The organism is Desulfocurvus sp. DL1XJH-121 (genome assembly GCF_054819825.1).
The window spans coordinates 206355-218469 of the sequence record NZ_JBTVWW010000002.1 but is presented as its reverse complement, the minus strand read 5'-3'; the positions used below and the strand labels follow the sequence as shown (position 1 = coordinate 218469).

The following is a 12115-nucleotide window of genomic DNA, read 5'->3' as shown; positions in this document are numbered from 1 at the left end:
CGACCTGATGACGCATCGCGTCCTGGCCATAAACCCCGGCTCCACCTCGTCCAAGATCACCATCTTCCTGGGCGAGGAGCCCGTGTTCGACAAGGAAATCAGGCATCCCCAGGAAGAGCTGGCCGCGGCGGGCGGCGTCGCCGAGCAGATCGGCCTGCGCAACGCGGCCCTGGCCGAGACCCTGGAGGAGGCCGGAGACGCGGCCAAGGGACTGGACGCCGTGGTGGGCCGGGGCGGCCTGCTGGCCCCCATGCCCGGCGGCACCTACCAGATCACCCGCCTGATGCTCGAGGACCTGGCCACCGCGCGCCACGGCGAGCACGCCTGCAACCTGGGCGCGCCCATGGCCCTGGCCCTGGGCGAACGCCTGGGCATCCCCTCCTTCGTGGTGGACCCGCCCGTGACCGACGAGATGATGGACGCCGCGCGCCTCACGGGCCTGCCCGAGATCAAGCGCCGCAGCACCTTCCACGCCCTGTCCCAGCGCGGAGCCGCGCGCACAGTGTGCAAGCGCCGGGGCCTGAGCTACAAGCACAGCCGCCTGCTGGTCATCCACATGGGCGGGGGCATCTCTCTGGGCGCGCACAAGGGCGGCCTGGTGGTGGACGTGATCAACGCCCTGGACGGCGAAGGGCCCATGAGCCCCGAGCGCACCGGCTCCCTGCCCGTGCTGGAGGTCCTGGGGCTGCTGGAAAAAGGCGCCTACGACATCCCGGGCCTGCGCCACGCCGTGACGCGCGCCGGGGGCCTGTTGGCGCACCTGGGCACCAACAACTTCCTGGAGATCGAGAACCGCATCAAGGCCGGCGACAAGACCGCCAAGGCCGTGTTCGACACCCTGGTCTACAACCTAGCCAAGCACGGCTCCTCCCTGATGCCCGCGCTCGTCAGCCAGGACGACCCGGGGCCCATCGACGCCGTAGTCCTCACGGGCGGCATGGCCCGCAGCGCCATGCTCACCGACGCCCTCACCGACATGCTGGGCTGGGCGGGTCCCGTGGAGCTGGTCCTGGGGCTGGAGGAAATGCTGGCCCTGGCCCGGGGCGCGATGCTGGTCTTGGACGGCGAAGAAGAAGCCAAGGAATACCAGGGCTGACAAGCTGTTGAAAAACGCACGTCTGCTACGCCGCTTCGCTGCTGCGGGAAAGACAACCCCTTGCGTATTGGGATACGCGTCGGGCTTGCATTTTCCTTGTGCCTTGCATCCGCACGCCTTTGAACAGCTTGCGGGATAGAATCAGCAATTAGGAATTTGCACCAGGCAAGCGCCGATTGGAGGGCGTCCCATGGGGGGGCGTCCTTCAGTCGGCGGCGCGGCCGCCGTACAAGACCACCCGCTTCAGAAGATCCTCTTCCACATACCGCTCGCGCCACCAGGGCGCGGGCTCCTCGGCCAAGCCGGACGCCGTGTTCATCACGTGGGCCTGGACCTCGAACCCCGAAGCCGCCAGGGCCTTGGCCACGTCCGGATGGCGCTTGAGGTTCAGCTCCCTGCCGTTGGCCTTGAACCAGGCCTCGGGTTCCCTGGTGTACAACCCCTTGAAGGGATAGGCCGTGCCCGCGTGGTTGCCGTAGTTCACCAGGTGCAGGCAGCGCGCCCCAGGCGCGGCGCACGCGCCGAGCCTAGCCAGGGACTCCTCCAGCGGATGCACATGCTCCAGGCAGGAGTTGGACAAGAACACGTCGAACCGGCCCTGGAAATCGGCGTCCAGGATGCCCGCGTCGCAGACGCGCACCGAGCGCACCCCGGCCATGAAGGCCGCGAAATTCATGCGCTCGCCGAACAGGTTGACGAGGTCGTTCCAGAGGTTCTGGAAATACCTTTTCTCGAAGCGCGCGTCCTGGAGCACCCCGGGATTGAACCCCGGCTCCACGGCCACGCATTCCCGGGCCCCGCAGAACACGGCCAGGGGCAAGAATCCCAGTAGCGGGCCGCAGCCCACCTCCATCACGGCCGCGCCCTCGAAACGCAGGCGCTCCCAGCCCGTGGCGCGCTCCAGGACCAGCTCGTACCTGTTGAGGAAATCGAAGACCTTCTGGCTGCGCATGGCCTTGGAGTTGAACAGGATGCGCTCCAGGGGCGGCACCGGGCTGGGCGCGATCTTGTTGCGCAGGATGTACACGGCCTCGCGCATGGGCAGGTTGTACAGGGCCTTGAACTTGTCCGACAGCGCCATGAATGCCTCCGGTCTGGGAAAATGAAAAAGGCATTTTTAAGCCGCCGCTGCTCCCTGTCAAGAACCAAGGGGCTCTCCCCGCCCTCCGGCCGCGCTCCCGGCCGAATCCTCCCGCGCCCTAGACGAATCCCGGCCTCGTCTAGCCCCCGGCCCAAGGGCATCAGATCACCATCTGCCCGTAACCGCATGTTCACATTACGCACCTAGATACTGGCTGGAGAAACGGGCGGCTGCGCCCAGGGAGACCTGCAATGGACAAGAACAAGACCACGGAACTGCGCCAGGCCGGACAGAACGCCGTGCGCGCCAGCGAACTGACCAAGATCTACCCCAACGGCACCCGCGCCCTGTCGGACGTAAGCGTGGCCGTACGGCCCGACGACTTTATCGCGGTCATCGGTTCGTCCGGGGCGGGCAAGAGCACCTTCCTCAGGTGCCTGAACCGGCTGATCCAGCCCACCAGCGGCACCCTACGCCTGTTCGGCGAGGACGTGACCCACGTCTCGGGCAGCAAGCTGCGCACCGTGCGCCGCCGCGCGGGCATGATCTTCCAGCAGTTCCATCTGGTGCGCCGCCTGACGGTCCTGGACAACGTGCTCGTGGGCCGGCTGCGCTTCAATTCCTCCCCGGGCCGCCATCTCATGACCCTGACCCGGAACTTCCCCAAGTCCGAACGCGAGACGGCCTTCGAGGCCCTGGAGCAAGTGGGCATCGCCGAGCTGGCCTTCCAGCGCGCGGACACCCTGTCCGGCGGGCAGCAGCAGCGCGTGGCCATCGCCCGGACCCTGGCCCAGGGCCCGGAGATCTTCCTGGCCGACGAGCCCATCGCCAGCCTGGACCCCCACAGCGCCGAGGTGGTCATGGACACCCTGACCCATATCCACGAGACGCGCGGCATCCCCGTGGTGGTCAACCTGCACCACATCGATTTCGCCAGGCATTACGGAAAACGCGTCCTGGGCATGTCCAAGGGGCGGCTGGTCTTCGAGGGCACGCCCGCGGACCTGACCCAGGACACGGTTACCCACGTCTACGGCGCCAAGCTCAACGAGGCCTTCGGCGAGTTGAGCGCGGCCTGATCCCGACATCCCGCGCACCGTCCCGCCGGGGCGGGCGCACGACAACCCCCTTTCCATCCCATGGAGGAGACGACGATGAAACGCATTCTGATGCTGGCCGTGATGGCCGTGATGCTCATTTCGAGCGCCCTGCCGGCCCAGGCCAACCCCGGCGACTGGCCCGCCACCATCAAGATGGGCGCCATCCCCACCGAGGGCGCCGCGGACACGGCCAAGCGCTTCAAGGTCCTCACCGACCACCTGCAGAAGGTGCTGGGCGTCAAGGTCGAGGTCTTCACCGCCTCGGACTACGCGGGCATCATCACGGCCATGGCCAACAAGCACATCGATTTCGCCTACTACGGCCCCAAGAGCTATGTGGAGGCCGCCGAGAAGTGCAACGCCGAGGCCATCGCCCTCGAGCTGGGCCTGGACGGCATGCCCGGCTACCACGGCATCCTGATCTCCAAGAAGGACTCCGGCATCACCGAGCTGTCCCAGATCAAAGGCAAGACCTTCGCCTTCACGGACCCCAACTCCACCTCCGGCTACCTGGTGCCCAACGTGCTCTTCGCGCGCGACCTCAAGGTCAAGCCCAAGGAGTACTTCCAGGAAGTGCGCTTCTCCGGCTCCCACGGCGCGTCCATGCTGGCCGTGAAGAACGGCGGCATCCAGGTGGCCGCCACCAACGACGTGGACATGAACCGCATGATCGAGAAGGGCTCCCTGGCCAAGGACGACTTCAACATCCTCTGGACCTCGGACCTGATCCCCGGCGCGCCCATCGCCGCCCGCGCGGACCTGCCCGCCAGCCTCAAGGCCGCCTTCTGCGGCGCCCTGCTTTCCTTCAACTCCAACAAGGAAGGCATCAAGAAGCTCGGCAACGGCGGCTTCGCCTGGACCGACGACTCCACCTACGACATCGTGCGCTACATGAAGCGCCTCAAGAAACAGCTCAGCAAAGAGAACTAGGAGCATCATGCAGACCGCAGCAATGCAGTCCCGCCTGACCCTGGACGATGTGGCTCCCAGGAAGGCCTTCAAACAGAAGGCCGCCCTGGGGGCGCTTCTGGCCATCATCGCCGCGACGCTCATCGCGTCCTGGATCTCCACGGGCATCGACCCCCTGGCCCTGTACAGCAAACGCCAGAACGCCTTCGACTACCTCTTCGGCAGGCAGCTCTCGCAGGTGGACAAGGACCACGCCATGCGCCAGGCCGAGCGCATGCCCGCCATCATCGCCGACCAGGAGGCCATGGCGGAACTGCGGGACAGGTACAAGGCCGAGGGGCGCAAGGTCGACGACATGACCCTGATGCAGGAGTCCAAGGACCTGGCCCGGGCGCGCCTGGAGGCCATGCCCGAGGAGAACAAGCGGGAGCTGGTCCGCGCCGAATACGACCGCATCACCGACGAGCGCAGGGGCGGCTACTTCCCGCCCGACGTGCACGCCAACAACCTGAGCATGTACACCAAGTCCCTCGTCGAGACCGTGGCCATCGCCATCTGGGGCACCCTGTTCGCCTTTCTGGCGGCCATCCCGGTGTCCATGTTCGCGGCGCGCAACTCCCTGAAGCTGATGATCTCGGGCGACTCCAAGACCGCCAACTCCCTGCGCTACGGCATCCACTTCACCGTGCGCAGGCTCCTGGACTTCTGCCGGGGGTTCAACGAGTTCGTCATGGCGCTGATCTTCGTGGCGGTCATCGGCCTGGGGCCCTTCGCGGGCGTGCTGTCCCTGGCCATCCACACCTTCGGCGTCCTGGGCAAGGTCTTCTCCGAGGGCATCGAGGCCATCGAGCCCGGCCAGGTGGAGGCCGTGGAGGCCTCGGGCGCCAGCCCGGCGCAGGTCATGGCCTTTTCCGTGCTGCCCCAGATCATGCCCCTGGTGGTCAGCTACACCCTGCTCAGGTTCGAATCCAACGTGCGCAGCGCCACCATCCTGGGCTTCGTGGGCGCGGGCGGCATCGGCTTTTTGATGTTCGACAAGATCAACGGCTACCTGTACCGCGAGGTCTGCACCATGATGATCATGGTCATCCTCTCGGTGACCATCATCGACTACCTCTGCGGCGTGCTGCGCAAGCGGTTCGTGTAGGATGCGGACAATGCGAGCGGGCCGGATGGAACGCGCGCGCCGCGAGGCGCGCGCCCGCAGGCGGGAGCGCAGGGCGGCCGTCCCCACGCCGCCCCGGGGCCTATGTCTTGATCACGAACTCCACCCTGTCCCCGGCCCAGCGCGTGACCGCGTACTCCACGGGCACGCCCTGCAGGTCCACGTTCACGCTCTCCACCAGGATCACGGGCTTGTTGCGGGGCTGGCCCAGGATGCGGGCGTCGCGGGCCGAGGGCATGTGCGTGGTGATGCGGGTCTCGCGGCGGACGTAGTCGTCCACCCCGTGGCGGGCCAGGCCCTTGGTCACGGAGCCCGTCTCGCGGTACACGGCCGCGATGCCCGGGAAACGCTCCTGGGGATAATGGCCCGTGCTGATGTTCAGGCCCTTGCCGTCGGCCTTGGAGGTGGTCTCCATGCGCAGCACCGGAGCGCCGGGCAACAGGCGCAGCATCTCGGCCACACGGCCTTCGGCCGAAACGACCTCGGCCGTGAGCACCTCGCCCGCGGGGGTGCGGTGCTGCTTCAGGAGGTTGCGCGAAAAGCTCACGCGCCGCGACAGGTCGTAGGAGACCATCTCCTCGGCCACGAAGGAGCCCCGGCCCTGCTCCACGCTGACGAGCCCCTTGGCCTCCAGGGCCTGCATGGCGCGCCGCACCGTGTGGCGGTTGACGTCGAAGACGGCGGAGAGTTCCGTCTCGGTGGGCAGTTTCTCTCCGGCCGCAAAGCGGCCCGAGGCGATGTCCCGCTCCAGGGCCTTCTGGATCTGCCGCCACAGCGCCACTCCGGTTCCGCGTTCAAGCTGCACGTTCTCGGCTCCCTTTTCCCTTGCTGGAAGTAAGATTCATCGGCTGAGGCATGAAAACGAGATGTATGCAAAATTCGTCTAGACGTCTAGATTAAAAAAACAGGTACACCACTCTCATGAACAACGCGAATCACGACGCCGGGGCCTGTCCGGACGAGCGCCGCCAGTGGATGGCGGTGCTGGCCGGGGCCGAGCCCGGGGACCTGGAAGCGGCCTGGGAGGACCTGTCCTCCAAACCGGCCTACGAATTCCTGCGCGCGCCGCAGACCGGGCTGGCCATGGTCCGGGGCCGCGTGGGCGGCTCGGGGCGGGCCTTCAACCTCGGGGAGATGACCATGACCCGCTGCGTGGTCCGCCTGGACGACGGAGCCACGGGCTACGCCTACGTGGCCGGACGCGACGCGCACAAGGCCGAGCGGGCCGCAGTGTTCGACGCCCTGCTCCGGGGCGCGGCCCGACGCGACGAGATCATGGGCGGCGTGATCCGGCCCCTGGCCCTGGCCCGGGACGAGCGCCGCGCCGCGGTGCGCGCCAGGACCGAACCCACCAGGGTCGAATTCTTCACCATGGTGCGCGGGGAGGACTGAGCATGCAGACGACCACCCACACCCCGGCCCTGGAGCCGGGATTCGCGGATCCGGGACGCCACGCGGGCGCGCTGTTCCGCGCCCTGCTGAACGCCATGGCCCGGCCCGGGACCATCCATCCCCTGCCCGTCCGGCCCGGGGGCCACGGCGGCCTGGGCCCGGCCACGGCCGCGGTGCTCCTGACCCTGGCGGACTTCACCACCCCCCTCTGGCTGAGCCCGGAGGCCGACACCCCCGAGGCCCGGGCCTTCCTGCGCTTCCACTGCAACAGCCGGATCACCGGGGACCCCGGGGAGGCGGCCTTCGCGGTGCTGGACGGCCACGCCCCGCTGCCGGACCTGGACTTCTTCAGCCTGGGCGACGAGGCCTATCCCGACCGCTCCACCACCCTGATCCTCCGCGTCGCGAAACTGGCCGAAGGCCCGGGCGGCCTGCGCCTGTCCGGCCCGGGGATCAAGGGCGAGAAGCGCCTGGACGTGCCCGGGCTGTCCCCGGCCTGGGCCGCGTCCCACCAGGCCAACAGGGCCCTGTTCCCCATGGGCCTGGACACGGTGTTCGCCGGCCCCGGCAGCCTGTGCTGCGTGCCGCGCACCACCCGCATCCTGCAAACGCCCAGGGAGGCCTGAACATGTACGTTGCCGTGAAAGGCGGGGAAAAGGCCATCGAGAACGCCCACCGCCTGCTGGCCGCCGAACGCCGGGGAGACGCCTCGGTGCCCGAGCTGTCCGTGGACCAGATCCGCTCCCAGATGGGCCTGGCCGTGGACCGGGTCATGACCGAGGGATCCCTGTACGACCCCGAGCTGGCCGCCCTGGCCCTCAAGCAGGCCGCGGGCGACATCCTGGAGGCGGTGTTCCTGCTGCGGGCCTACCGCACCACCCTGCCGCGCCTGGCCGAGAGCGAGCCCCTGGACACCTCAGCCATGGCCGTGCGCCGCCGCATCTCCGCCACCTTCAAGGACCTGCCCGGGGGCCAGGTGCTGGGGCCGACCTTCGACTACACCCACCGCCTGCTGGACTTCTCCCTGCTGGAGCAGGGCGAAGCCCCCGAGCCCGCCGAGGCCCGGGAAACCCCGGGCGGGGCGGAAACCGCGCCCATGCCCCGGGTCACGGAACTGCTCCAGAAGGAGGGCCTGCTGGAAGCCGAGGAGCCGGGCGGCGCGGGCCCGGTGGGCGACCTGACCCGCGACCCCGTGACCTTTCCCGCGGGCCGCGACGTGCGCCTGCAGAACCTGGCCCGCGCGGACGAGGGCTTCCTCCTGGCCCTGGGCTACTCCACCCAGCGCGGGTTCGGGGACAGCCACCCCTTCGCCGGGGAGATCCGCATGGGCGAGGTGGCCGTGGAGATCGTGCCCGAGGAGCTGGGCTTCCCCGTGGCGATCGGGGAGATCACGGTCACGGAATGCCAGATGGTCACCAATTTCAAGGGCAACAAGCACACCCCCCCGGCCCTGACCAGGGGCTACGGCCTGACCTTCGGGTTCTGCGAGCGCAAGGCCATGGCCATGAGCCTGGTGGACCGCTCCCTGCGCGCCAGGGAGCTGGAGGAGGACGTCACCGCCCCGGCCCAGGACGAGGAATTCGTGCTCATGCACTCGGACAACGTGGAGGCCCAGGGCTTCACCTCGCACCTCAAGCTGCCCCACCACGTGGACTTCCAGGGCGACCTGGTGCTGCTCAGGCAGATGCGCCGGGAATACTTCCAGGCCCGCAAGGGAGACGACCATGCCGAATGAGGAACAACGCCCCGCAGAGGGCTACAACTTCGCCTATCTGGACGAGCAGACCAAGGGAATGATCCGCCGGGCCCTGCTCAAGGCCGTGGCCATCCCGGGCTACCAGGCGCCCTTCGCCAGCCGCGAGATGCCCATGCCCTACGGCTGGGGCACCGGCGGCATCCAGGTCACGGCCTCGGTGCTCACGCCCGGGGACGTGCTCAAGGTCATCGACCAGGGCAGCGACGACACCACCAACGCCGTGTCCATCCGCAAGTTCTTCGCCCGCACCGCCGGAGTGGAGACAACCGAGGACACCGAGGCGGCCACGGTCATCCAGACCCGCCACCGCATCCCCGAGACGCCGCTCACCGAGGACCAGATCCTGGTCTACCAGGTGCCCATCCCCGAGCCCCTGCGCTGGATGGAGCCCCGCGAGCCCGAGACCCGGGCCATGCACGCCCACGAGGAATACGGGGTCATGCACGTCAAGCTGTACGAGGACATCGCCCGCCACGGGCACATCGCCACCAGCTACGACTATCCCGTGCGCGTGGACGGGCGCTACGTCATGAGCCCCTCGCCCATCCCCAAGTTCGACAACCCCAAGATGCACCAGTGCCCGGCCCTGCAGCTCTTCGGCGCGGGCCGCGAGCAGCGCATCTACGCCGTGCCGCCCTACACCGACGTGGCCAGCCTGGACTTCGAGGACCATCCATTCGAGGTCCAGAAATGGGACCAGTGCTGCGGGCTGTGCGGGGCCGAGGACAGCTATCTGGACGAGATCATCCTGAACGACGCCGGGGAGCGCATGTTCGTGTGCTCGGACAGCGACTATTGCCGCAAGCGGCGCGAGCAGGGCCACGTCGGCCCTCTGGCCGCGCCCGCCAAGAAGGAGGAAGCCGATGAATGTGCGGCCTGAACCCCTGCTCTCGGTGCGCGGGGTGAGCAAATACTACGGGGACATCCCCGGCTGCCTGGACGTGGACTTCGACCTCTACCCGGGCGAGGTCTTGGGCATCGTGGGCGAGTCCGGGTCCGGCAAGTCCACGCTGCTGTCCTGCCTCTCGGGGCAGCTGGCGCCCTCCTCGGGCCGCGTGCGTTACGAGGCCGGGGACCAGGGCGTGGTGGACGTGCACGCCTGCGCCGAGCCCGTGCGCAGGATGCTCATGCGCACCCAGTGGGGCCTGGTGCGCCAGAACCCGCGCGACGGCCTGCGCATGGGCGTGTCCGCGGGGGCCAACATCGGCGAGCGCCTGATGGGCGTGGGCGCGCGGCACTACGGGAACATCCGCTCCAGGGCCCTGGACTGGCTGGGCCGCGTGGAGATCGACCAGTCCCGCGTGGACGACCTGCCCCGGACCTTTTCCGGGGGCATGCAGCAGCGCCTGCAGATCGCCCGCAACCTGGTCACCGCGCCCCGGTTGATGTTCATGGACGAGCCCACGGGCGGCCTGGACGTGTCCGTGCAGGCCCGGCTTTTGGATCTGCTGCGCAGCCTGGTGGCCGAACTGAGCCTGGCCGTGATCCTGGTGACCCACGACCTGGCCGTGGCGCGGCTGCTGGCCCACCGGCTGATGGTCATGCGCCGGGGCCGGGTGGTGGAGGCAGGGCTCACGGACCAGGTGCTGGACGATCCCCACGACCCTTATACCCAGTTGCTGGTGTCCTCGATTCTCCAGGTCTAGGCCGCAACTGTTTCACAGGAATTCGAAAACCGGTCACACAACCGCAATACGGAAACCGTTATGTACAGAACGCAGAGACGCCAACGCGCCGGGAGGACATGGCCATGCACGAGGTCATGATACGGGTCCAAGGCCTGACCAAGGCCTTTGTGCTGCACAACCAGGGCGGCGCCACCATCCCCGTGTTCCAGGACCTAGACATGGAGGTGCGCGCGGGCCGGTGCACGGCCCTCACCGGGCCCTCGGGCACGGGCAAATCCACCCTGCTGCGCAGCCTTTACGCCAACTACAAGCCGCAGACCGGCAGCGTGCTGGTGCGCCACCGGGGCCGGATGGTGGACATCGCGGCCTGCGAGCCGCGCACCGTGCTGGAAGTGCGGCGCGAGACCCTGGGCCATGTGAGCCAGTTCCTGCGCGTCATCCCGCGCGTCCCGGCCCTGGACGTGGTGGCCTCGGCCCTCACCGAGGGGGGCGCGCCCAGGGACGAGGCCCGCCAGCGGGCCGGAGCCCTGCTCGAACGCCTGAACATCCCCCGCGACCTGTGGGGCCTCGCGCCGTCCACCTTCTCCGGCGGCGAGCAGCAGCGCGTGAACATCGCCCGGGGCTTTCTCAAGGACTACCCCGTGCTGCTCCTGGACGAGCCCACGGCGTCGCTGGACGCGGCCAACCGGCATATCGTAGTGGAGATGATCCTGGAGGCCAAAGCCCGCGGCACCGCCGTGGTGGGCATATTCCACGACGAGGAGGTCCGCGACGCGGTGGCCGACGTCCTCTATCCCCTGAACCGCACCCAGCGAGCCGCATAATGAACGAACTGATACTGACCAACGCCCGCATCGTGACCCGGGACGAGGAATTCCACGGCACCCTCTGCGCCAGCGACGGGCTGGTCCGCAGCGTGGACCAGGGCCAAAGCTCCCTGCCCGAGGCCGTGGACTTCGGGGGCGACTACCTGATCCCCGGGCTCATCGAAATGCACACCGACAACCTGGAGCGCCAGCTGGTGCCCCGGCCCGCCGTGCTCTGGCCCTCGCCCCTGTCCGCCCTCATGGCCCACGACACCCAGGTGGTGGGCGCGGGCATCACCACGGTGCTGGACAGCGTCTGCTGCGGCGAGATGAACGCGGGCAAGATGCGGCGCAAGATCTTCGGCCCGTCCCTGGAGGCCGTGCGCAAGGGCCGGGACAAGGGGCTGCTCAGGGCCGACCACATGCTGCACCTGCGCTGCGAGATCTGCGACCCCGAGGTGCTCACGCACTTCGAGCCCGTGGCCGACGAGCCGGGCCTGCGCCTGGCGTCGCTCATGGACCACACCCCCGGGCAGCGCCAGTTCTCCTCCCACGAGAAATACCGCGAATACTACGGCTACACCGACTGGTCCGACGACAAGTACCAGGCCCTGGTGCAGCGCATGCGCGAGACCCAGGAGCGCCTGGCCCCGGGCAACCGGGCCCGCATCCTGGAGCTGTGCAAGGAGCGCGGCATCCCCCTGGCCAGCCACGACGACACCGTGCCCGAGCACGTGGACATGGCCGCGGACGACGGGGTGGTGATCAGCGAATTCCCCACCACCGAGGCCGCCGCTCGCCGGGGCCGGGAGCGCGGCCTGGCCATCGTCATGGGCGCGCCCAACGTGGTGCGCGGGGGCTCGCATTCGGGAAACGTCTCGGCCCTGGACATGGCCCGGGAGGGCCTGTTGGACATCCTGTCCTCGGACTACGTGCCCGCCAGCCTGCTGCAGGCGGCGTTTGCCCTGCACCAGACCCTGGGCGAGACCCTGGGCCAGGCCCTGTCGCGCGTGACCAGCGCCCCGGCCCGGGCCCTGGGCCTGGACGACCGGGGCGAGATCGCCCCGGGCAAGCGCGCGGACCTGGTGCGCGTGCGCCTGGTGGACGACCAGCCCGTGGTGATGTCGGTTTGGAAATGCGCCGAAAAGTTGTATTGAACAACAGACGGGCCCCGGCCCAAGG

General features: G+C 68.6%; 13 protein-coding genes. 11 read left to right on the top strand and 2 right to left on the bottom strand.

Annotated elements, in window-relative coordinates; genetic code table 11:
- Positions 1-7 precede the first annotated feature (7 nt).
- Positions 8-1096 (top strand): butyrate kinase, encoded by a 1089-nt coding sequence (gene buk / locus ACYYG1_RS02455; RefSeq protein WP_461208684.1) that lies wholly within the window; start codon positions 8-10, stop codon positions 1094-1096.
- A 205-nt stretch (positions 1097-1301) separates the two neighbouring features.
- Here the strand turns inward: buk and ACYYG1_RS02450 are convergent, their stop codons facing one another.
- On the bottom strand, positions 1302-2177 hold the full coding sequence (locus ACYYG1_RS02450; RefSeq protein WP_461208683.1) for a methyltransferase domain-containing protein: 876 nt from the start codon (positions 2175-2177) through the stop codon (positions 1302-1304).
- A 251-nt stretch (positions 2178-2428) separates the two neighbouring features.
- Between ACYYG1_RS02450 and phnC the strand changes: the two genes are divergently transcribed.
- The 3 genes from phnC to phnE all read left to right on the top strand — a co-directional run bounded on the left by phnC (position 2429) and on the right by phnE (position 5333).
- A complete protein-coding gene (gene phnC / locus ACYYG1_RS02445; RefSeq protein WP_461208682.1) occupies positions 2429-3256 on the top strand; it encodes a phosphonate ABC transporter ATP-binding protein in 828 nt (275 codons plus the stop codon).
- Positions 3257-3331: 75 nt separating this feature from the next.
- The gene (phnD, locus tag ACYYG1_RS02440; RefSeq protein WP_461208681.1) at positions 3332-4207 is read left to right on the top strand and encodes a phosphonate ABC transporter substrate-binding protein; all 876 of its coding nucleotides are present in this window, start codon (positions 3332-3334) and stop codon (positions 4205-4207) included.
- A gap of 7 nt (positions 4208-4214) precedes the next feature.
- On the top strand, positions 4215-5333 hold the full coding sequence (gene phnE, locus ACYYG1_RS02435) for a phosphonate ABC transporter, permease protein PhnE (RefSeq protein ID WP_461208680.1): 1119 nt from the start codon (positions 4215-4217) through the stop codon (positions 5331-5333).
- Between the two features lie 100 nt (positions 5334-5433).
- Here phnE and phnF read toward each other — a convergent pair whose 3' ends face one another.
- Positions 5434-6156, bottom strand: a complete 723-nt coding sequence (gene phnF, locus ACYYG1_RS02430) for a phosphonate metabolism transcriptional regulator PhnF (RefSeq protein ID WP_461208679.1) — start codon at positions 6154-6156, stop codon at positions 5434-5436.
- 116 nt (positions 6157-6272) lie between these two features.
- Between phnF and phnG the strand changes: the two genes are divergently transcribed.
- From phnG to ACYYG1_RS02395, 7 genes are all read left to right on the top strand, one after another.
- The gene (phnG, locus tag ACYYG1_RS02425) at positions 6273-6743 is read left to right on the top strand and encodes a phosphonate C-P lyase system protein PhnG (protein WP_461208678.1); all 471 of its coding nucleotides are present in this window, start codon (positions 6273-6275) and stop codon (positions 6741-6743) included.
- A 2-nt stretch (positions 6744-6745) separates the two neighbouring features.
- Entirely contained in the window at positions 6746-7369 is a 624-nt protein-coding gene (gene phnH / locus ACYYG1_RS02420) for a phosphonate C-P lyase system protein PhnH (protein ID WP_461208677.1), read from the top strand.
- Positions 7370-7371: 2 nt separating this feature from the next.
- Entirely contained in the window at positions 7372-8478 is a 1107-nt protein-coding gene (locus ACYYG1_RS02415; protein ID WP_461208676.1) for a carbon-phosphorus lyase complex subunit, read from the top strand.
- Entirely contained in the window at positions 8468-9379 is a 912-nt protein-coding gene (locus tag ACYYG1_RS02410; protein ID WP_461208675.1) for an alpha-D-ribose 1-methylphosphonate 5-phosphate C-P-lyase PhnJ, read from the top strand. Before ACYYG1_RS02415 ends, ACYYG1_RS02410 begins: the two co-directional genes overlap by 11 nt.
- The gene (gene phnK / locus ACYYG1_RS02405) at positions 9363-10145 is read left to right on the top strand and encodes a phosphonate C-P lyase system protein PhnK (protein WP_461208674.1); all 783 of its coding nucleotides are present in this window, start codon (positions 9363-9365) and stop codon (positions 10143-10145) included. Before ACYYG1_RS02410 ends, phnK begins: the two co-directional genes overlap by 17 nt.
- 104 nt (positions 10146-10249) lie before the next feature.
- Complete coding sequence (gene phnL / locus ACYYG1_RS02400; RefSeq protein WP_461208673.1) at positions 10250-10951, top strand: phosphonate C-P lyase system protein PhnL; 702 nt, start codon at positions 10250-10252, stop codon at positions 10949-10951.
- Positions 10951-12090 (top strand): alpha-D-ribose 1-methylphosphonate 5-triphosphate diphosphatase, encoded by a 1140-nt coding sequence (locus ACYYG1_RS02395; RefSeq protein ID WP_461208672.1) that lies wholly within the window; start codon positions 10951-10953, stop codon positions 12088-12090. Before phnL ends, ACYYG1_RS02395 begins: the two co-directional genes overlap by 1 nt.
- Positions 12091-12115: the final 25 nt, after the last annotated feature.